We start from the raw sequence: 21,694 nt of genomic DNA on the forward strand, positions 1-21,694 counted from the left end.
CGACTCAAAATCGAAGAGCGACAGGGATGCGCCCTGCCGCTCTTCCAGTACAACCCCGATCAGAAGTCCTTGCGCAGGCGCAACATCCAGCGCCCCGGTTCATTGAGATACGGGTAGATCAGGAACGAGGTCTTGATGGTCTTGTCCAGACAGTTGGTGCACTCCGCCGTCAGGGATGCGCCCAGTGCACTGCTGCGCAGCGAGAGGCCGAAATTGAACAGGCTGTGGGCATTCTGATAGCCGCGCGGATCGGCCGAGGTCGCGACCCAGGACCCGTCGGTATATTCCCACGCCGCGCTCGGCACGAGCGACACCGTGTCGTTGAGATGGAAGGTATAATTGGCACCGAGCGTCGACGAGAAGCGCGGCACACGAACCGGCTCGGCGATCTCACCGGTCGGCGTGACGATGCCGGCATTGCAGTTATTGGCGATGATGCCCGCCTTGCAGCGCGCGATCTGTGCATAGACCGCCGGGTTCAGATTCTCGTAGCGCGCTTTTTGGATGCCGAACGACCAATAGAGGTTCAGGCCCTTGACCGGCACCACATTGATTTCGCCTTCCAGACCGTAATTCTTGAGATCGGCGAAGTTGCGGGTGAGGTAGAGGATCGTGTTGGTGACCGGATCGAGATAGCCGGCAGGCAGCTGGAAATCACGATCGACATAGGAAAAGCCGGTCAGGTTCACGCGCAGGTGACGGTTGAAGAATTCCGAGCGGATCCCGGCTTCGTACGACCAGATGGTTTCGCGCGTGAACGGCACCGCCAGCGCGGCATAATTGGCGCGCGCATTCCAGCCACCGGACTTGAAGCCCTTGGTCGCGGAAACGAAGAGCATCACGTCCGGATCGATCTGATAGTTGATGGCAAATCGCGGGGTCCAGACACGGGCGCGCTGCGTGACCGGAATGCCCGCATTGGTGACGTCGATAGTCGAGAAAGGCTGATTGTTGGCACCCGAGCGCGGCAGGCTGTTCGGATTGGGTGCGAACTGGATGTCCTTGAATTCGTCGGTGTAGCGGATACCCGCGGTCAGCGTCAGCGGCTTGATCGGATGAAGGTCGAACTGGGCATAACCCGCATAGGCTTCAGTCCCGTTATTGACGGTACGGTCCTGAGTCACGGTCGGCGATCCGACCAGCGGCACATTGACGTTGGCGAAGATCGTCCGGTTCTTTTCGTTCAGATAATAAAAGCCGCCGACATAATCGAGCAGGCCATTGAACGCTTTGCCGGTGATCTTGATCTCCTGGGTGAATTGCTGGTGATAGCTGTCATTGGCCAGCACGGTCGTGGTGCCCGGGCTCGACGAGATATAGTCATAATCGTTGTAGATGACCGACGCGATGTTACGGCTGTCGGCGCTGTCGGTGACATATTCCTGATAGAGATGACGATAACCGGTGATGAAGTTGATCGTCGCCGCGCCCGCCTCGACCTGCAGGTTCGAGATGAACGAATAGGACCGGGCGGTATTGCCGAGCGTGTTGTCGGCAAGATCGGGCGAGACGATTCCGCCAAGCGGTTTATCGGTCCGAAGCTTGGTGAAGTCGATCCGCTTCTTGTCGCTGTCGCGATAGAAGTTCACCAGGTTCGAGCCATTGGCATAGGTATAGTCGGAGGACAGGTCCCAGGTCACGGAGTCGGACAGCAGGCCGCGGATCGCACCACGTACGCCCCAGCTGCGATCGCCGTTGAGCCGCTCACCAGTGGTCTGATTATAGACATAGCCGTCACCGTCGGTGAAATAGGCCGAGACCTTGGTGAGCAGCTTTTCCGCAATGATCGGGATGTCGACCGAGCCGCGCAGCTGGGTGCGATTATAACGGCCATAGCCGGCCTCGACGAAGCCCTTGAACTCCTCGCCCGGCTTCTTCATGACCACGTTGATCGCGCCGCCAGTGGTGTTGCGGCCGAACAATGTGCCCTGCGGGCCGCGCAGCACCTCGACGCGCTCGACATCGAAGAACGAGAAATTGTTCGCGCCCTGACGCGACAGATACACGTCATCGACATAGGTGCCGACCGGCACGTCGAAGGTCGCGATCGATTCCGTATTGCCCAGGCCGCGCAGCGTATAGGCATTGGCTGTGCCAAGCGCGGTATTGTTGTGCCCGATCAGATTGGGAACATAGGCGATCAGGTCGAGCGTGCGCGACACCTGGCGAAGGTCGAGTTCCTGCGCGGTGAAGGCGCTGACCGCGAGCGGCACCTTTTGCAGATTTTCCGAACGACGCTGCGCCGTCACGACGATGTCGGCCATCCCGCCAGTGTCGCCTGCGTCGGCCTGGGGCGTTTCCGGCGTCGCTGCCGGCGCTTGGGACGCGTCCGGCGCCGTCTGAGCAAGCGCCGCGGTCGAGCTCATCAACAGAGCCAGTCCGAAGGCCGTCCCGATCCTCTTCGAGTTACCAGTCATTTCGCGTCATTCCCTTTATGTCGATTGGGACGGCCTGTTCATTCCGAAGCCGTAAGTGACATTCCCACTGCGCAACCGGCCGCGTTGATGCGGCTCTCATTCTCCTTCGCCGACCCCGTTCCCTGCAGGGATCCGCCAAGCTAATTTCACGATTATGTACTAAGATTAGTGCAAATCAAGTGCTAGTTTTTGAGGCACTCCAAGATGGGTATTCAGGAAGGGCAGGATGGCCGCGCACCATGTTTCTGGACGTTCCAGCAACATGACGGCACCGCCGGGTAGTTCGATATAATCCCAGTCCGGCCGACACTCGGTCAACTGAAGGCCGGATGAGAAAACCGGATCGGTCAGTCCCGCGACAACCAGTGTAGGGCAAGCGATTCGCACCAGATCGGATGAGAAATCGTATCGCGCCGCAGCACGATGACCGTGCTCGCGCGTCGGCCCGTTGGCGAAATAGGTGAGTACCGAGACATGGAGTGTCTCGTCGCTCCAGTCGGGCTCGGCGATCCGACGCACCAGCGACCAGCGATCGAGCAAATGGCTGCCGTCCGGCGCGATCGTCTGCGTTTCGTCGATTGCCGCCAACCGCCGAGCGCGCTGCTCGGGCGTGTAGAGCGGCGCATTGTCCAGCGCGAGTGCTGCGACACGATCGGGGTAGGCGGCCGCCATCCTCCCCGCGACCAGTGCGCCACCATGCTGACCGATAATTACCGCCTGCGCCACGCCGAGCGTATCGAGCAGCGATGGCAGGAGCGTCGCGAAACCCTCGATCGTCGGATCGGCCAGCGGATCGGAGAGGCCATGCCCAGGCAGGTCCGGCGCGATCGCGCGGAGCCCCGCGGCAGCGATTAGCGGCATGACCTGGCGATACTGGATCGACGCCCAGGGCGCTTGGTGCACAAGCACCACCGCCGGCCCGCTGCCTTGTTCGCGATAATGAACCTGCCGGTCGCCACATTGGACATAGCCTCGCCGCTCGCCGGGAAGCGCACCGGTTGCCGGAATACTCATTGCGCGACCGGGTTAACGCATCGTGACATCAGGCCTTTGCCAGCGTGACGGCAAGCGGATCGAGCACATCGAGGGTCGCCTCAAGCTCGACCAGCGCGCGGCGATAATGTTTCAGGCCCAGGATCACGAACAGGATCGACGGGATTCCGACGCACACCACAAAGATCGACAGCACCACACCGATCGATTTCGGATCGCCCGAATAATCGGTTGCCCAGCCAATGATCGGCGGCCCGAGCAGCGGTCCGACCAGAGTGATGACGGTGTTGAAGATCGCCACCGACTGGCTGCGGATATCGCCCGGCGTCACCAACGACAGCGCCGACGGCCCGCCTGCGGTGGCGATCGACTTGCCGATAAAGGCGACGAACATCGCCGCCACGGCGAGCTGCGCAGTCGGCATTACCGGATAGAGCGCACTCATCGGCACCCCTATCACCAGCCCGAGCAGCAGCACGCGCATTGCTGCATCGGCATGCCGTTTGAGGAAATGGCGCGTCATCCAGACCGCGATCGCGGTGCCGATCGGTCCGGCAGTGAAATAGAACAGCCCGGTGACGGTGCCGATCGTGGCGATATCCCAGCCCCAGACACGCTGGAACAACGGCACGTTCCAGAAGGTCAGCGTGCTCATCGCAAAATTGCAAGTGGCACCGATGAACAGCGCGCCGAAGCCGCGCCAGCGTGCGAGAATATAGCGAAAGGCGCTGATTCTGGGCTGGCCGGTGTCGCTGATCCGCTCGCTATGCGCCGGCTCGCGCACCGTCAGCATCAGCCCGGCGAAGACAAAGCCCGGAATGCCGACCAGGAAGAACGCCATCTGCCACATCTCGAACGGCCCCACGCCGAGGAAATGCGTGTGGCCCATCGTCGTCAGCCAACCAACCAGATTGCCGCCGACAAGAAAGGCAAGGCCAGCGCCAAGATAGGGGCCGGCCATATAGACGCTGATCGCGCGGCCCCGGCGCGGCCGGTCGAAATAGTCACTGATCATCGAGACCGAGCAAGGGCTGACCACCGCTTCGCCCAGGCCAAGGCCGAGACGCAGCAGCAGCAGCAGCGCGAAACTTGTCGCGAAGCCGCTCGCGGTGGTCATCGCGCACCAGAAGACGATGCCGGCGATCAGGATCCATTTCCGGCTCGCCCGGTCGGCATACCAGCCAAGCGGAATACCCATCAGCACGTTGAACAGCGAAAAGGCCGGGCCGAGCAGCAGCCCGACCTGGAAATCGTTCAGATGAAGCGAGTGCTTGATCGGTTCGATGATGAGCGTGAGGATGTACCGGTCGAAATAGGACAGGATGAAGACCAGCAGCAACAAGCCGACGACATACCATTGATAAGCGATCGAATGCGTCCGCTGCTCCATCATCATTCCCTTTTGACGAATTTTGTCGATCTAGATCTTGCTGCCAAATACGTACCAGCCGCCCCGGCCGTGCATCGGCCGGCCCGGCTCATCCCAGGCAAATGCCGTGCCGCGCGCCGGAAAGGCACCCGTATCGGGGAGGATCAGCGCGAACGTCTCTGCCGGATCGAAGCCGGCCTCGATGCAAAGCGCGCGATGATCCTCGGCACGCCAGGCGGTATAGGCCGGTTCATTGTTGTTGAGCGTATCCCAGTTCCAGAAATAATCCTCATAGGCATCGACCAGATGCGAGGAGGGCAGTTCCTGATGGACGATCATCCCGCCCGGCGCGAGCAGCCGGCGGCATTCGGCGAGCACCAGCCGCGCCGCCTTCACCGGGATCTCATGGAAGAAAAAGCTCGAGACGATGAGATCGAAATGGCCGTCGGGATAGTTCAGCGCCTCGGCATTCTGCTGGCTGAAATGCAGTGCCACGCCTTCATGTTCGGCCAGTGCATGGCCGTAGCGAAGCAGCGGAGCGGAAACATCGACGCCGTGTGCCTCGACGCCCGGAAAAGCCTCGACATAAGGAAGCAGATTCTTGCCCGAGCTGGTGCCGATGTCGAGCATCCGCCGCGGCACGAGGCGGGGATGATCGGTCTTCAGCCAGCGCGAAATGACCCGCGCGACTCCACCCCAGCTGCGATGGTTCTGATTGGCGGTGAACACGCGCGACCCGAGGCTCGCCACCGCGCCCTGCGCGACATCGTCCTCGGCATATTCGCTGTGGAAGCAGCCGGGCATGAGGTGCACGTCGAGCGCATCGACATAGCGCGGCGCCACCAGCGCCGGGTCGAGCCGCAGCGATCCGCCCGCCGGGCTCAGCGCCGCGGCGTCGCGTGCGACCTCGATCATCGCCGGCAGCGCACGTTCGACCTGCGACTGGACCGACAGGAAGCACATCTCCTGGGCATTGTACCGCACGCTGCTGTAGAAACGGTACGATGCCGCGCTTTCCATCGCCCGGTCGATCTCGCGCCAATCGTCGAACCGCACCCCCTTCGCCTCGGCGGCGGGTCCGACCCGGTCCCGGAAATCGCGCTCCAGAGCACCCGCCATATCCTGAATCGCATGACGACGCAGCGCACTGCAGAATCGCTGCCGGCCGATCTCGTCATGAGTCGCGACGGCCAGTGCCTCGATATCGGGGATCGTGTCCGGCGCATTCGCGCCCGCCATCCCGGCCTGATTCGTCATCAATGACCTCCTGAAGCTCAGCGGATCGCTATCGACCATCCTGCCGGATCACACCATAATCGAAAAAAAAGACGTTGCACCTAATCGATTTGCCATACATCTAGTACAAATCATCTGCGGGGAGTAGCGCGGTGTCAAGGGTGGATCGAAACAAGGTTATCATCGCGGGAGCGGGGCCGGTGGGCCTCATCGCGGCGCTGTTGCTCGGTCGCCTCGGTATCCCCTTCATACTGGTCGAGGCCGAAGAGGTCCTGGCCGACGATCTGCGCGCCTCGACCTTTCATCCGCCGACGCTCGATATGCTCGACGACCTGGGTCTTGCCGCACCACTGATCGCCATGGGCCTGATCAGCCCGACCTGGCAGATCCGGATGCACGAAACCGGCGAACGCGCGGTCTTCGATCTCGCCGCGATCGCCGCCGACACGCGCCACCCATACCGCCTGCAATGCGAGCAATCGAAACTCTGCCGGCTGCTGCTCGATCACGTGCTGGCAGAAGGCAAGGGCGAGGTGCGGATGGGCACGCGGATCGAGCAGGTCGCGCAGGATGCGAACCAGGTCACCGTGCTGATCGGCCGGGACGACAAGGTCGAGGCGATCGAGGGCCGCTATCTGATCGGCGCCGACGGGTCGCGGAGCGCCGCGCGACGCAATATGGGGTTCGCCTTTGACGGCAAGACCTATCCCGAAACGACAATCCTCGGGACAACGACCTTTCCGTTCGAGGAATATTTGCCCGACCTGTCCAACGTCAATTATGTCTGGAAGAAGAAAGGCACGTTCAGTCTGCTGCGTCTCCCCCATGTTTGGCGCTGCAGCCTCTATCCCGATCCGGAAGAATCGATCGAGGACGGCCTCCAGCCGGAGAGCATCCAGCGCAAGCTACAGGCGATCGTACCGCGCGACTGCGACTATGAGGTACTGGAGGTCCGCGCCTATCGGATTCATATGCGCATCGTCGAAAATTATCGCTCCGGCAGGGTGCTGCTTGCCGGCGATGCCGCACATGTCAACTCACCATCCGGCGGCATGGGCATGAATGGCGGTATCCATGACGCGTTCGAACTGGTCGATACGCTCGCCCAGGTTTGGAACGGTGCCGAGGCATCGCTGCTTGACCGCTATACCCGCCGACGGCGGCCAGTCGCGCTGGCCGAGATACTCGGCCAGTCGGACCGCAACCGCGCCCGCATGCAGGAACGCGACATTGCGAAACGCCGCGAAATGCTCACCGACCTGCAGCGGATCGCCGACGACCCTGAGCGCGCGCGCGAGCATCTGTTGAGAAGCTCGATGATCGCCGGCCTGCGCCTCGCTGCGGCGATCGCATGAGTGCTGGCAATGATTATGGCCGCAACGGCGTTGTCGGGATCGGCACGCCGCAGGCCAATCCGACGGTTGAAGCGGAAATGGCGATCCTGCTGCCGCCGACGATCCTGCGCGTCACCACGCGGCTGACCAGCCGGGCCGAAGCGCCGGAGGACCGGCTGCGCGACTATATCGAGCGGCTTGAGCCGGCGCTGGAGAGCTTCGACACGCTCCGCCCGCACGTCTTCGGCTTCGCCTGCACCGCCGCTTCCTATCTCGTCGCGCCCGAACGTGAGGCAGCGATCGTCGCGGCGGCCGAGGCCCATTACGGCTATCCGGTCATCACCGCAGCAGCGGCTATCGCCCGGAAGCTGCGCGCGCTGGGCGCACACCGCATCGCACTTGTCTCGCCCTATCCCGCCGCGCTTGGCCAGGCCGCCGTCGCGCACTGGCGGGCGCAGGGCTTCGCACCCGTCGCGGTGGGGAATGCCGCCATCGCCGGTACCGACACGCGCGGCATCTACGCGCTCGGCAGCACGGACGCGCGGGCCTCGCTCGCCAACCTTGGCGTCGTTTCCGCCGATGTTATCCTGATCACCGGCACGGGCATGCCATCATTGCCGCTGATCGCCGACCCGCCGTCGGGCTCGCCGCCAATCCTTTCGTCCAATCTCGCTCTTGCCGAAGCTTTGCTCGCCCAGTTGGGCCAGCCTCTTCCCGACTGGCGCGCGCGCTGCCGTGCCGCAATCCAAGGATCCCTGTCATGATCTCCACCCCGATCCCCGGAACGATCCCCGCGGTCAGCGCCATCATCGACGGCGAAACCATCACCACGGCGCCCGGTGCGCCGATCGCTGTGATCGATCCCGCGACCGAGGAGGTCATCATCGAAATCGCTGAAGCGGACGACGCGCTGGTCGACCGCGCGGTCGATGCCGCACGCCGCGCCTTTGAAGGGCCATGGCGGCGCATGGACGTGGAGGCGCGCCAGGCGGCGCTGCGCGCCTGTGCCGACCGCATCGATGCCGCCACCGATGAGCTGGCCATATTGGAGACCGCCAATACCGGCATTCCGATCGGCCAGGTGCGCGACCGGCAGATTGCTCGTGCCGCCTATAATTTTCGCTTCTTCGCCGACTATATCGGCCAGTCCGCGTCCGAGCTGTACGAACAGGATCCCAATTACCTGACCTTTGTGCGTCGCGAACCGGTCGGCGTCGCCGCGCTGATCGCGCCGTGGAACGCGCCGATCGCGCTCGGATCGATGAAGATCGCCGCCGCCATCGCCTTCGGCAATGCCTGCATCATCAAGCCATCGGAACAGGCACCGCTCGGTATCGACCGGCTCGTCGAGCTGCTTCAGGAAATCCTGCCCACCGGTCTGGTCAACCTGGTCAATGGCCGCGGCGCCACGACCGGCGACCGGCTGGTCCGCCATGATCAGGTCGATCTCGTCTCCTTCACCGGCGGCACCGCCACCGGGCGTGCGATCATGGCCGCGGCCGGCCAGGGCCTGAAGCCGGCAACGATGGAACTTGGCGGCAAGTCCGCCAACATCGTCTTCGACAGTGCCGATTTCGACCAGGCGCTCGACGCGGCGTTGCTGAGCATCTTCACCACCAATGGCCAGCAATGCCTCGCCGGCTCGCGCATTCTCGTCCAGCGCGGCATTGCCGACCGCTTCATCGAAGCGTTCGTGGCCCGCGCCAGGGCGCTCCGGATCGGCCATCCGCTCGCACCCGATACTGAAATCGGTCCGCTCGCCTCCCGGCGGCATCTCGATCATGTGCTGAGTTTCGTGCCAACCTCCGATCGCGCCGGCGTACGAGTTCTGGCCGGTGGGCGCCGGGCGCCGGGGTTCGACCATGGCAATTACATCGAGCCGACCGTGGTCACCGTCGCCGATATCAATGACCGCATCTGCCAGGACGAGATTTTCGGCCCGTTCGCCGCGATCACGATCTTCGACACGGCGGAAGAGGCTTATGCCCTCGCCAACGGCACACGCTTCGGCCTGGTCAGCTATGTCTGGTCGCAGGATATCGCCACCATCATGGAGGCGCAGGACCAACTGTCGAGCGGCATCGTTTGGTGCAACACGCCAATGATGCGCGAATTGCGCGCGCCCTTTGGCGGCTATGGCGATTCAGGGGTCGGCGCCGAGGGCGGACGCGCCTGCGAGGCTTTCTACACCCGCCAGAAGACCGTCAGCATCCCGCGCCGTCCGCTTGGGCTGCGCAAGCTGGGCATGCAGTAAGGGAGAATGCCGATGTCGATCGAACCGGCAATCGCCGCCTGGCTGGACATCTATTTCGAGGCTTGGAACCGCTATGACGTGCCGGCGATGAAGGCCTGCTGGGACGAGGAGGATCAGCTGCCGATCTACCTCGCCGAGGAATGCGACCCGCATATCGGCTGGGAGGCTGTGCTCGGCTATTGGGGCATCGACCGGTCAAAGTCCGAACGGCTCGTGACGTGGAAGAATCTGACCGCGAAAGAAGCCGCCCCGGGGTTTGCGGTCATCCTCTTCGACGCTAACTGGAGCACCTACATCCCCGGGTCGCGACTCTATCCCCGGCCGTTCGGCGGCCCGGTGCGGATCACCGCGGCATTGCGGCTGAAGCCGGAGGGCTGGCGAATGTTTCACTATGTCGAGGCACCGCTCGCCTCGATCGTCCAGCTCCGCCGGGCGCATGAAGACGCAGTCGAGCCGGCACTCCATGCCCGCCTTGCCGCGAAGGGCATCAGCTATTGAAATATAGCCGAATTTTCGCTGCAGCCCGAAAAAGCCGCCTGGGGACATTGATGTTTCAATGGCCTGCGGTTAGGGCATTAGACATAACACTATGACAAATTCACGCACTCTTTTCGCCAAACTCTGGGATGCCCATGTCGTCGCGTCGCTGGGCATGGGCGAAGATCTGGTGGCGATCGACCGGGTGTTTCTGCACGAACGTACCGGGTCGGTCGCGCTGCGCTCGTTAGCCGCCAGCGGCCGCTGCGTTGCCGATCCGCGCCGGGTGTTCGCGGTGACCGATCATATCGTCGACACGCTGCCCGGCCGTACCGGCACGCGCGTGCCGGGCGGCGCGGCCTTTCTCGAGGCGACCCGCGAGGAAACCCGCAAGGCGGGCATCCGCCTGTTCGATGTCGAGGACCCCGATCAGGGCATCGTCCATGTCATTTCGCCCGAACTCGCCATCGTCCTGCCTGGCGCGACATTGGTCTGTCCCGACAGCCATAGCTGCAGCCAGGGCGCACTGGGCGCGCTCGCCTGGGGCATCGGCTCGACCGAGGCCGAGCATGCGATGGCGACCGGGACGCTGCGCGTGCGCCGTCCGGGAACGATGCGCGTCACCTTCTCGGGCCGGCTGAGGCCAGGCGTGACCGCCAAGGATATGGCGCTGGCGTTGATCGCAACGCACGGTGCCGGCGGTGGCAAGGGGCGCGCGATCGAGTTCGCCGGCGAGGCGGTGGCCGCGCTCGATCTAGAGGGGCGGCTTACCCTGTGCAACATGGCGGCCGAGTTCGGCGCGATGACTGCCTTCGTCGCCCCCGACGACATCGTCTTCGACTATCTGAAGGACCGCCGCTATGCCCCGCGCGGTCCGGCCTGGGACGCAGCGCTCGCCGCCTGGCGCCAGCTCGTCACCGATCCGGGTGCGGTGTTCGACCGCGAGATCGTGATGGACGCAAATAGCATAGCGCCAATGATGAGCTGGGGCGTGAGCCCGCAGGATTCAGTGCCGATCGATTCACCGATCCCGACACCACCCGATGCCTCGATCGGCGCCAGAGCATTCGACTATATGGCGCTCACCCCGGGCCAGCCGCTGCTCGGCACGCCGATCGATGCGGCCTTTATCGGCAGCTGCACCAACAGCCGGCTTGCCGATCTGCGCCGCGTCGCCGCGATCGTGCGCGGCCGCCATGTCGCGGAGGGCGTGACCGCGATCATCGTCCCCGGCTCCTCCGCCGTGCGCCGCGCCGCGGAAGCGGAAGGGATCGACCGGATATTCATCGATGCGGGATTCGACTGGCGCATGAGCGGCTGTTCGCTGTGCTTTTACGCCGGGGGCGATGGCTTCGCGCCAGGCGCGCGCGTCGTCTCCTCCACCAACCGCAATTTCGAGGGGCGGCAAGGCCCGGGTGTCCGCACGCATATCGCCAGTCCGGAAACGGTCGCGGCCAGTGCGCTTGCCGGCGCGATCGCCGATCCGCGCGACTGGCCGCCGCTGCCTGTGCTGGATGATGCCGGAGCGGATAATCATGCGCCTGCCTTCGCCGCCGGGGCAGGGGTGCGCTGATGTCCGCCTTCGCCCCTGTCCCGCTGGTATCCGGCATGGCCGCACCCCTGCTGCGCGCCAATGTCGACACCGATGCGATCATCCCGTCGCGCGAGATCAAGAGCGTGGGCAAGACCGGGCTCGCCGAAGGCCTGTTCGCAGGCTGGCGTTATCTCGAGCCGGGGAGCCGTGTTCCCGATCCGGATTTCATCCTTAACCATCCGGCCTTTGCCCAAGCCCCGATCCTGCTCGCGGGCGAGAATTTCGGCTGCGGATCGAGCCGCGAGCATGCCGTGTGGGCGCTGCATGAATATGGCTTCCGCGCCGTGATCGCACCAAGCTTTGCACCGATCTTTCGCGGCAATTGCGTCACCAACGGCATCATTCCGGTCACCCTCGACGCCGCCGCGATCCTCGCCATCGCCGCGACGGGACGCCCGGTTGCAATCGATCTGCTTGCCCAGACCGTGACATCGGGAGAAATCAGCGCGTCGTTCGCCATCGATGCCGAGGCGAAGGCGATGCTCGCCCAGGGGCTCGACGCGATCGACCTCACCACGCGACACGCCGCGGCAATCACCGCGTTCCATGCTGCCGACCGCATTGCGCGACCCTGGATCTACCTGGAAGCCATATCATGACAGCCATATTGATCAGCGAAGTCGGCCCTCGCGACGGGCTGCAATCGATCGACCGCATCATGCCGCTCGAGGCGAAAAAAGCCTGGATCGCCGCCGAGGCCGCCGCCGGCGTGCGCGAGATCGAGGTGGGCAGCTTCGTGCCGGGCAGCCTGTTGCCGCAAATGGCGGACACTGCCGCATTGGTCGCCTTCGCCGCCACGATCCCCGGCCTTTCCGTCGCGGTGCTCGTGCCCAACCTCAAGGGAGCCGAACTGGCGATCAAAGCGGGTGCGCGGAAACTCTCCATCCCCTTCTCGATGTCCGAAACGCATAGCCTGAAGAATGTGCGCAAGGATCACGCCGAGATGGTGGCGGAGATCGCGGCAATCGCGCAGCGGGTCGCGCAAGAGGAAGACCCGCCTCATTTCGAGGTTGGCCTGTCGACCGCGTTCGGCTGCACGATCGAAGGCCATGTGCCGGAAGACACCGTCGTCCGCCTTGCAGAAGCATCGATCGCCGCCGGCGCCGCCGAGGTCGGCCTCTCCGACACGACCGGTTATGCCGGTCCAGCACAGGTCAGGCGACTGGTGCGCAAAGTGAAGGCGGCGGTGGGCGACGCGCGGCTCAACAGCCTTCACCTCCACAATACCCGCGGGCTCGGCCTCGCCAATGCACTGACCGGGCTGGAGGAAGGGATCACCACGCTGGATGCGTCGCTCGGCGGCCTGGGCGGATGCCCGTTCGCACCGGGCGCTTCGGGCAATATCGTGACAGAGGATCTGGCGTTCATGCTGGCTGCCATGGGCTATGAGACCGGCATCGACCTGGACGCGTTGATGCGGGTCCGCGCGATCCTTGCGGACGCCTTGCCGGGAGAGCCATTATATGGCTTCACCCCGGATGCAGGGCTGCCGCTCGGACTTGATCGGCGGACGGCATGAGTGGGCCAATGCCGCTTGCCGGCCTGAGGGTCATCGAGTTCACGCATATGGTCATGGGCCCGGCGGCCGGTGCGATCCTGGCCGGCCTGGGCGCCGAAGTGATTCGGGTCGAACCGCCCGGCGGCGACCCTACAAGGGGCCTGATCGGCTCAGGCGCCGGCTATTTCCCCATGTACAATCGCCACAAGGCAAGCCTGTGCCTCAATCTGAAATCACCTGAGGGACTGGCGGCGGCGAAGCGGCTCGTCGCCAGCGCCGACATCTTGATCGAGAATTTCCGTCCCGGTGCGCTTGACCGGCTCGGTCTCGATTACGATACGCTGGCGGCGGACAATCCCGGCCTGGTCTATTGCTCGCTCAAGGGCTTCCTGCCCGGACCCTATGAAGGGCGCACTGCGCTGGACGAGGTCGCACAGATGATGGGCGGGCTCGCTTATATGACCGGCCCGCCCGGCCGCCCCTTGCGCGCAGGGTCGAGCGTGATCGACGTGACCGGCGGCATGTTCGGAGTGATCGCGACGCTGGCGGCGATCGAGGAGCGGCATCGCACTGGTCGCGGCCAGAAGGTTCAGGCATCGCTGTTCGAGACCACCGTCTATCTCGTCGGCCAGCATATGGCGCAAAAGGCAGTGACTGGCGACGCAGCGGCGCCAATGCCGGCGCGCATTTCGGCCTGGGCGATCTACGATATTTTCGAGACCAGGGACCATCCGATCTTCATCGGCGTGGTCAGCGATACGCTATGGGAGAAATTCTGCGCCCTGTTCGGTCTGGACGAGCTCTGGGCGGACAAGAGCCTGCGCCACAATAATGACCGCGTCCATGCCCGCGACCGGATTCTGCCGGTGATCCGCACATTGGTGACGCGCTTCACACGCGACGAGATCATCGCGAAATTGGAAGGAACCGGGCTACCCTTCGCGCCGATCGGCCGGCCGGAAGACATGGCGGCGGACCGCCATCTCAATGACTCCGGCGGGCTGGAGCCGGTGATATTGGCCAACGGCACCACGGCGGCGCTGCCCACGCTCCCTGTCGAAATGGCGGGTGCCCGTCCGGGCGGACCGACCACCCTGTCGCAACCAGGTGTCGATATGGTGCGGGTGTTTTCGGAACTCGGATACTCAGCCGAGGAAATTGCGGATCTGCTCGACCGAACGGGCCATCCCGGAACCCGATGACGATGCGGCCTTCCGCCGGCTCCCGTGAAGGAAGCCGGCGGAGGATCATCTTAATAGTTCAGATTGAAATTGATCAGACTTCCCATCCAGGCGAACCATGGGATGCCGATCAGGGCTCCAGCAAGAAGGACGCTGCGCGCCCTGGCGCCCCGCGTCCGACCGCCTGTGCGGAACGTGAGCCACACATTCCACAACCCGATCACGGCACCGGCCAGCGGCAGGATCGCAGCGACCTGCATCATGCGGATCCAACCGTCCATGCCACCATTGTACACGTCCAGCTTGTTCTGCAGAATCGGCGCCAGAGTGGTGTACCAACCCAGCAGATAGACGATGTCCCCAGCGGCGGCGGCGCGCGCCAGGGTCTGCACCAGTGCCGCACGGCCCGTCGCCGTCGCCGGCAGCTTGTAGGTCCGCCTTAGCCAGGCACGCACCGGCCAGATGAACAGGGTGGCGAACAGCACGAGCAACGAAAGCCCGGCAACGATCTGGTTGAGGAGTGCATTTCGCGCGAGCGAGACCGCCTGGAGCACCGCAGTAGGGTTGCTGCTGTCGGCAATCGTGCGGCGCCCATCGGCGGTCGTCACCTGAAGCTGTCGCGTGCCTCCCAATTCTCGCCACAAACCGGGCGCGATTTCGCGGAACTTGCGATCCTCAATCGAGGCTAGGCTGATGGTGCCGTCATCATTGGCGGTCACCACGTCCTGCTGCAACAGATAGAACAGGCCGAGGAAACCGGACTCGATGCGCCGGGAGCTTTCATAACGTCCGGCAATCGCCCGCGCATGTTCGGCTGCCGACGCGATCGCGGGCGGATCCTTGGCCTGTGCCGCCGGGAAATAGCGATCCATGAACAGATCGAACAGACGGTCACGCGCGCCGTAAACTGCGCCATTTTCACCGCGGCTGTTGAAGTTGACGAAAATGCCGACTCCGCTTTCTGGCAGCAGGTTCATGTCGGTATGGAAAACCACCGTATCGCCGCCATGTCCGATGACCAGCTGCCCATTGCGATGGCCATGAAAGAAGCCGTGCGCCAGGGCATCGAAGCCGGGCTGCGCCGGCACCGCTGGGGTGTGCATCAGCCGGGCGGTCTCAGGCCGCAGGATCTGGGCATTATCGAAACGCCCGTCCTGCAGATGAGCGATCATGAAATTCGCCATGTCCGCGCCGGTCGCACTGACACTGCCGGCAGGCGCGGTGGTGACGAGCTCGAACGCGTTCGGCGGCACATTGTCCTGCATATAGCCCTTGGACGCATCGGCCGCGAAGCGCGCCGGCAATGGCTGACGAAACGTGGTGTGCGCCATGTGCAGCGGTGCGAAGATATGGCGCTCGACATAAGTGTCGAACGGCTCGCCCGAGACGCGCTCTACAATATAGCCCGCAAGCGACGTGCCGTAGTTGGAATAGGCAGGGACGGCGCCGGCCGGAAAGAGACGCGGACGCAGATGTTCCTTGAGATAGGTCTCGTTGGTCTGGAGTCGCTTCGGGTCCGACTCCAGGACATCCCTCAGCCCTTCCTCGAATCCGCCCCGGTGCCGCATCAGGTCATTCATGGTGATCGCACGACCGGCGCGCGCAGGAATCTTGAAGTCGAGATAGCGGTTCACATCGGCGTTAAGGTCGATCTTGCCCTGCTCCACAAGTTGCATCACCGCCGTCCAGGTGAACAGTTTCGATGTCGAGCCGATGCGCACCGTGGTCCGATCCGGATCCATCGGCCTCTTGGTCGCGACATCGGCATAGCCATAGCCCTTTTTGACGAGGATCTGGCCGTCCTTGACCACCACGACCTGCACACCGGCGATCTTGCCCTGTTTGATCGTCGCCGGGACGAAACCGTCGAGCCAGGTGGCGACATCAGGCGCAGTAAGCTGAGGGGTGGTCGATGCCGGCTCGACAGGGGTGGCGGATGCGGCGACAGCGGGTTGTGGGAGGGAAGGCGGGGGCGGCACCGGACGTTGCGAAATCGCCGGCCAGGCTGTGGCTGCGGCGATGACCATGGCGGCAAGCGCCAACCTCTTTCTCATAACCCACTCCCCATTATGTGTAATAGCGTACTAATACACACATTGGGAACATGCAACCAGAATTTTTCACATATTAAAAATCTTCTCCGATCAGGACCGTATCTCCTATGCCGCGCTTGGTGTGGCCGGCATCATCTCGGCTTCTTCCGGGCGTGCCGGATCGGGGCTGCCATGCAGCAGCTTCATCGCGCGTGAATGCATCTCGTGATCCGATACCTCATCCTGCCGGGCGTGTTCGGGATGCGAATAGACGCACAACATGCGCGCCGGCCCGTCGACGCTGACATAGCGGTGTTCGAGCGAGGCATCGAAATAGACGCTGTCCCCGGCCTCCATGATGACGGGCGAATAGCCTTCGCAATGGAGCTTGACCCGACCGCTCATCACATAGGCGAATTCCTCGCCACCATGCGGCTCCGCATCCGATCCATCGCCCCCGGCATTGACCTCGATCAGACATGGGAAATAATGTTTGCTCGCGATTTCGGTCGCCAGGAAATGGTGGAGATTGCCGCCACAGTCGATGGTCGGCGCGGTGCCGGCACGATTGACGACACGCCGGCCGCCCTTGCGCAGAGCCGGTTCCGGCGGTGCGAAAAGATCACCGATCGGCACCTCAAGCCCTTTGGCGAGTTGGGCCAGCTTGCCATGCGTCAGCGTGGTCTGGCCATTCTCCACCTTCCACAGCATTGAGGTCGACAATCCTCCGCGCCGTGCCGTCTCGGCAATCGACCAGCCGCGGCGCTTGCGCAGCCGCATCAGGCAGTCGCCCAGCACGGAAACGTCATCCTTCATCACAGCACATCCTTCGCGGCCCATCATCGCCTCCTCCCTGCAGGAGGGATATTTCCGCCCCTACATCATGCGCCTGAATTGGAATTGAATATATTCAAACGCCCCTCATCGCTCCTTCCATTGGAAGCGCCAGGGAGCCCCTTCTATCAACCCGAAAAATGCAACTTGCTGGCCGATCAGTTAGTAATTGAATTGTACTTGAGATAATGCATTATCCCGGCGCTCATAAGCCACCGGCGGAACCTCGCCGGACAAGAAATCGGACCTCGAGGCCGATCGGTACAGAGCGGGAAAGGATGTTTTATGTTGAGGCTAACCAAGGCCCCCTCCTGGGCTCGGCACATTGCCGGGGCCGTTGTTTTTCTGGCCGCCGCCACTGGACTCGGCTCGGCTAGTGCTCAGACGCTACCCCAGTCCAGCCCAGACAATGTCGCCAAATATGCCGATACCGAGCGATGGGTATGCCTGCCCGGACAGCTCGACGCTTGCTCACGGGATTTGAATGCTGTCGAGTTGTTCGCGAACGGGTCGTCGGCGCCGGTTCCACCTCAGACGCCGGCCACCTCAAGCTCGGTCGACTGTTTCTATGTTTATCCGTCGGTCAGTCTGAGCCTCATTCCAGGCAACCCAGATCCCTATCATACGGACACAAGTGCCATCGAGGCGGCCGCCGCCGCTCAGGCCGCGTCGTTCGGCAGCCAGTGCCGCGTCTTCGCACCGCAATATCGGCAGGCGACGATCGCCGCCTATATCCTGCCCGAGTTCGTCCGGCAGATGTATATCCAGGTCGCGGCATCCGACGTCCTCGCCGCCTTCGATTATTATCTGGCCAACTATAATCAGGGCCGCAAGATCGTCCTGATCGGCCATTCGCAGGGCAGCGAGACGCTGATCAAGCTCCTGCAGAGCCGGTTCGATACCTCGCCCGAACTGCGCGGCAAACTCCTTCTCGGTATCCTCGCCGGCATTCCGGTCAATGTGCCGACCGGCCAGAAGGTGGGCGGGACGTTCAGTGCGGTTCCGGTGTGCACCCTGCCCGGGGAAACTGGCTGTTTCATCGCCTTTGGCAGCTATGCCGAAGGAGCCAACCCCGGCACGGATACGCGCATCCCGACGCCCGCAGGCCAGGAGCGCGTGTGCGTCAATCCCGCCACGCTCGACGATCCGACGCTCTCTGCTGATGCGCGCCGGAACGGACGTGCGTTGCTGCAAGGGACACTCCTGATGCCGGCGGCGAACTCATCGGGCTTTGTGCGCAGCGACGCGCAGACCGTGTCCTTCACCCGCCTGAGCGGCGCATTCAGCGGTGCGTGCGTCACTGCAACTGATCCGCGCATGCGTTTCTTCTCGATCCGGGAGGAAATGACGGCCAGCGATCCGCGGCACGGCATCGTCAAGCTGACGCCCAATTTGCTGGACCAGGTCGGGCAATTGCTGATCGGCGATGTCGGGCTGCACATCCTCGATATGCAGTTTCCGATGCAGGACATGGTCTCCCTGGTCGCGGCGCGGCGCCCTTAGCGCTCTCCCTGCGCCACAACTCTTCGGGCGGCATGTTTTCAGCGGCAGATCAGGCCCGTTTTTGAACGCCGCCCGAAGCACCGGGCCAGTACTTTATCAGAGGCAGGACATCGCATGCAGATCGGAAGCGCATTGCCGCGCGTCGCACTCGCCACCTTCGCCGCACCAGTGGTGTTCGCGCTGTACTGGTGGGGTGGTCGCACGGCGCAACCCTCCCAGGATGACATCGTCGTGGTGCAAGCTACCGCCAGCCCGGCGGCATTGCCCGTCAGCCCGCGAACGCCGGCCGGGACCGACAGTGCAGCACTCGCCCTGGTCGAGCAGCAGATCCTGGAGGCGATCAATGAACCGGGAACGAGCCTCAGCGACCTGCGCATCGTCGACCAGGAACGGCAGATCGCCTGCGGGGAACGCACCATCCGGGGCTCCGCAGCCCAGCGCCGCTTCGTGTGGCTGAGCCAGGTGCATCAGGTCGTGACGGACGATGGCGGCCAGGATTTCGCCATCCTGGTTCATGTCTGCACCCCGCCGCCATCTGCCTCAAGTTAAAGAAACTGGCTGGACGACCAGTAAATATGTGATAGAGGCCCCGCATGATCCGCGAAAAGCGGTCGTCCAGGCGCCTTGTGGAGCGCCGACATGGAGGGAGAGGCGTTTTTCCGATGCTGAAATTTTCGATCATGAGCTCGACCTATGCCATCAGCGTGGCGCTGCTGGCGGCGCCGGCCCTCGCGCAGACCGTCAGCCCGGCCGAGGGCGATCAGCCCGCGTCCGAACAGGCGGAGGATACTGGCCTGGGCGACATCGTGGTCACCGCGCAGCGTCGAACCGAAACCCTGTTGAAGGTCCCGGCATCGGTCGAGGTGCTCAGCGGCGATCGGCTGCAGGCGGCGCACATCAACAATCTCGCCAACATCCAGGAAGTGTCGCCGAGCCTGATCGTCACTCAGTCCTCAAGCCCGAGCACCGGCGTCTTCACCGTGCGCGGGATCGGCACGGCGGTTACCGATCGCGGGTTCGAACAATCGGTCGGCGTCTATATCGACGGCGTGTTTCGCGGCCGACCCGGTACCGCGCTGCAGGATCTGTTGAATATCGAGCGCGTCGAGGTGCTGCGCGGGCCGCAGAGCACCTTGTTCGGGCGCAACAATTCGGCCGGTGCGATCAATATCTCGACTGCGCTGCCCAATGCGAATGCGTTCGGCGTGTATGCCGAGGGCACATACGGCAATTACGACACGATCCAGGCGCGGCTGTCAGTCAATCTGCCGCTGGTCACTGACAAGCTCGCGCTGAGCATCGCCATGGCCGAGAATTATAACAAGGGTTTTGTCGAGGCGCCGAACCTGCCGCAGGGCCGGACCAATGGCCGCGACCGGCAGAGCATCCGCGCGCAGCTCTACTGGACCCCGACCGACCAGACCCGCGTGCGGCTGATCGGAGACTATTCGCAGCTCGACGACAGTTGCTGCTCCTATCTGCCGCTGTTCGTTTCCGATGCCGCGGCGAACGCGCCCTTCGTGTTCAACGTGCGCGGCGGGTTCATCGGCTATACCGCACCGACACCGGGCACCCGCGGCGTGTCGCCGAGCAACCCGGCGAGCCCGGGGACCTTCTATCGCCCGTTCGATCGCCGGACGACGCAGGACTCTCCCTCAGGCGAGAAGACAACAGACAAGGGCGTGTCGCTGCAGGTCGACCAGGATTTCGGCAACCTCACTTTGACCGCGATCGGCGCACATCGCCGCTTCCAGTCGAATGTCAGCCTCGACATTGACGGGGTCGATTCCGCGGTCGCCAATGTCCGGTCCAGTCCGTCGACCAATATTCGCGAGACTTCGGCCGAGGTGCGGCTGCAGAATGCGGCGGGCAGCCCGGTGGAGTTCGTGGTCGGCGGCTATTATTTCAATCAGAAGATCATCGATCGCAACCTGCTGCAGATCCGAGTCAAGCCGGCCGCCACCACCGTCACCTTCTATAATTCGACCGGCACCGGCACGGCGGAGAGCGGCGCGGTGTTTGGCCAGGCGACCTATAATGTGACCAGCTCGCTGCGCGTCACTGGCGGCCTGCGCTACCTCAAGGAAAAGAAGACCGGCGTGGTCACCGTCGCACCCGGCTCCTTCTCATTCCCCGGCACCGCCGAGCGGAACGACGATGCGCTGATGGGATCCGCGACGATTGCCTTCCAGCCGGTGCCGGAGGCCAATCTCTATCTGCGCTATGCCCGCGGCTACAAGTCCGGCGCGATCAACCTGCTGCTGACCTCGCCGACCAACAGCGCCGACCCGTCGGTCGATCCCGAGACGACCGACGCGTTCGAAGCGGGGGCGAAGTTCCGGCTGTTCGGCGATCGGCTCAGCACCAATATCGCGGTCTATACCCAGACGGTGAACGACCAGCAGGTACAGGCGTTCAACAGCCAGACCTCGTCGTTCGTCACGCTGAATGCCGCCAAGGTCCGCGCGCGCGGCGTCGAGGCGGAATTGCTCTACCGGCCGGTCAAGCCGCTGACCTTCAATGCCAGCCTGAGCTATCTCGATGCGAAATATCTCAGCTTCCCCGGCGCGCCGCCACCGGCCGGTGGGACTGTCCCGAGCCAGGACCTGACCGGCCGGACGCCGCCCAATGCGCCACGCTGGACCCTGGTCGGCGGCGTCAGCCTCGATCAGCCGCTGAGCGACAAGGTCCGCCTGCTCGGCAACGTCAATCTGCGCCACGCGACCAGCTATTACACTGACTTGCCGCTGACCGAGGCCTTCCGCAACGGCAATACCGACTTTCTCAGCGCCAGTGTCGAACTCGCGCTGCGCAACGGCTTCGGCATCCAATTCTGGGGGCGCAACCTGACCAGGCAGAACAGCTATCTCAGCGGCATCGGCACGCCGCTCGGCAGTGGGAGCCTGGCGGTGTTCGTCAATGAACCGCGGACTTACGGCCTGACATTGCGGTTCCGGCATTGATCGGCGAT

17 protein-coding genes are annotated in these 21,694 nt (G+C 63.5%); 11 read left to right on the forward strand and 6 right to left on the reverse strand.

Translation table 11 applies throughout. From position 1 onward, the window contains the following. Window positions 1-59: 59 nt before the first annotated feature. The 4 genes from ACRECS_RS00525 to ACRECS_RS00540 form a co-directional block, all read right to left on the reverse strand. Window positions 60-2,366, reverse strand: coding sequence for a TonB-dependent receptor (locus ACRECS_RS00525; protein WP_431580996.1), 2,307 nt, complete (start codon window positions 2,364-2,366; stop codon window positions 60-62). 216 nt (window positions 2,367-2,582) lie between these two features. Further along, on the reverse strand, window positions 2,583-3,431 hold the full coding sequence (locus ACRECS_RS00530; protein WP_431580997.1) for an alpha/beta fold hydrolase: 849 nt from the start codon (window positions 3,429-3,431) through the stop codon (window positions 2,583-2,585). Between the two features lie 28 nt (window positions 3,432-3,459). Next, window positions 3,460-4,800 carry an MFS transporter gene (locus ACRECS_RS00535; protein WP_431580998.1) on the reverse strand — a complete coding sequence of 447 codons (1,341 nt, stop codon included), beginning with the start codon at window positions 4,798-4,800 and terminating at the stop codon, window positions 3,460-3,462. Window positions 4,801-4,830: 30 nt separating this feature from the next. Next, the gene (locus ACRECS_RS00540; RefSeq protein ID WP_431580999.1) at window positions 4,831-6,036 is read right to left on the reverse strand and encodes a methyltransferase domain-containing protein; all 1,206 of its coding nucleotides are present in this window, start codon (window positions 6,034-6,036) and stop codon (window positions 4,831-4,833) included. A 140-nt stretch (window positions 6,037-6,176) separates the two neighbouring features. Between ACRECS_RS00540 and ACRECS_RS00545 the strand changes: the two genes are divergently transcribed. From ACRECS_RS00545 to ACRECS_RS00580, 8 genes are all read left to right on the forward strand, one after another. Beyond that, on the forward strand, window positions 6,177-7,370 hold the full coding sequence (locus ACRECS_RS00545) for an FAD-dependent oxidoreductase (protein ID WP_431581118.1): 1,194 nt from the start codon (window positions 6,177-6,179) through the stop codon (window positions 7,368-7,370). Continuing rightward, on the forward strand, window positions 7,367-8,113 hold the full coding sequence (locus tag ACRECS_RS00550) for a hypothetical protein (RefSeq protein WP_431581000.1): 747 nt from the start codon (window positions 7,367-7,369) through the stop codon (window positions 8,111-8,113). Before ACRECS_RS00545 ends, ACRECS_RS00550 begins: the two co-directional genes overlap by 4 nt. After that, entirely contained in the window at window positions 8,110-9,603 is a 1,494-nt protein-coding gene (locus tag ACRECS_RS00555; protein WP_431581001.1) for an aldehyde dehydrogenase, read from the forward strand. Before ACRECS_RS00550 ends, ACRECS_RS00555 begins: the two co-directional genes overlap by 4 nt. A 12-nt stretch (window positions 9,604-9,615) precedes the next feature. After that, a complete protein-coding gene (locus ACRECS_RS00560; RefSeq protein ID WP_431581002.1) occupies window positions 9,616-10,101 on the forward strand; it encodes a nuclear transport factor 2 family protein in 486 nt (161 codons plus the stop codon). A gap of 91 nt (window positions 10,102-10,192) precedes the next feature. Continuing rightward, entirely contained in the window at window positions 10,193-11,653 is a 1,461-nt protein-coding gene (locus tag ACRECS_RS00565; RefSeq protein ID WP_431581003.1) for a 3-isopropylmalate dehydratase large subunit, read from the forward strand. Then, window positions 11,653-12,273 carry a 3-isopropylmalate dehydratase small subunit gene (gene leuD, locus ACRECS_RS00570; protein WP_431581004.1) on the forward strand — a complete coding sequence of 207 codons (621 nt, stop codon included), beginning with the start codon at window positions 11,653-11,655 and terminating at the stop codon, window positions 12,271-12,273. The genes ACRECS_RS00565 and leuD overlap by 1 nt, the downstream gene beginning before the upstream one ends. Beyond that, window positions 12,270-13,193 (forward strand): hydroxymethylglutaryl-CoA lyase, encoded by a 924-nt coding sequence (locus ACRECS_RS00575; RefSeq protein ID WP_431581005.1) that lies wholly within the window; start codon window positions 12,270-12,272, stop codon window positions 13,191-13,193. Before leuD ends, ACRECS_RS00575 begins: the two co-directional genes overlap by 4 nt. Then, entirely contained in the window at window positions 13,190-14,374 is a 1,185-nt protein-coding gene (locus tag ACRECS_RS00580) for a CaiB/BaiF CoA transferase family protein (protein ID WP_431581006.1), read from the forward strand. Before ACRECS_RS00575 ends, ACRECS_RS00580 begins: the two co-directional genes overlap by 4 nt. A 50-nt stretch (window positions 14,375-14,424) precedes the next feature. On the opposite strand, the gene ACRECS_RS00585 is transcribed toward ACRECS_RS00580, so the two are convergent. Next, window positions 14,425-16,407: a serine hydrolase domain-containing protein gene (locus ACRECS_RS00585; RefSeq protein ID WP_431581007.1), complete on the reverse strand. Its 1,983-nt coding sequence runs from the start codon at window positions 16,405-16,407 to the stop codon at window positions 14,425-14,427. Window positions 16,408-16,512: 105 nt separating this feature from the next. After that, on the reverse strand, window positions 16,513-17,202 hold the full coding sequence (locus ACRECS_RS00590) for a helix-turn-helix domain-containing protein (protein WP_431581008.1): 690 nt from the start codon (window positions 17,200-17,202) through the stop codon (window positions 16,513-16,515). Window positions 17,203-17,715: 513 nt separating this feature from the next. Here ACRECS_RS00590 and ACRECS_RS00595 point away from each other — a divergent pair. From ACRECS_RS00595 to ACRECS_RS00605, 3 genes are all read left to right on the forward strand, one after another. Beyond that, complete coding sequence (locus tag ACRECS_RS00595) at window positions 17,716-18,723, forward strand: DUF3089 domain-containing protein (protein WP_431581009.1); 1,008 nt, start codon at window positions 17,716-17,718, stop codon at window positions 18,721-18,723. Between the two features lie 114 nt (window positions 18,724-18,837). Next, entirely contained in the window at window positions 18,838-19,272 is a 435-nt protein-coding gene (locus ACRECS_RS00600; protein WP_431581010.1) for a hypothetical protein, read from the forward strand. Window positions 19,273-19,385: 113 nt separating this feature from the next. After that, the gene (locus tag ACRECS_RS00605; RefSeq protein ID WP_431581011.1) at window positions 19,386-21,686 is read left to right on the forward strand and encodes a TonB-dependent receptor; all 2,301 of its coding nucleotides are present in this window, start codon (window positions 19,386-19,388) and stop codon (window positions 21,684-21,686) included. Window positions 21,687-21,694: the final 8 nt, after the last annotated feature.

This window comes from Sphingomonas sp., from assembly GCF_050725575.1.
Classification (GTDB): Bacteria; Pseudomonadota; Alphaproteobacteria; order Sphingomonadales; family Sphingomonadaceae; genus Sphingomonas.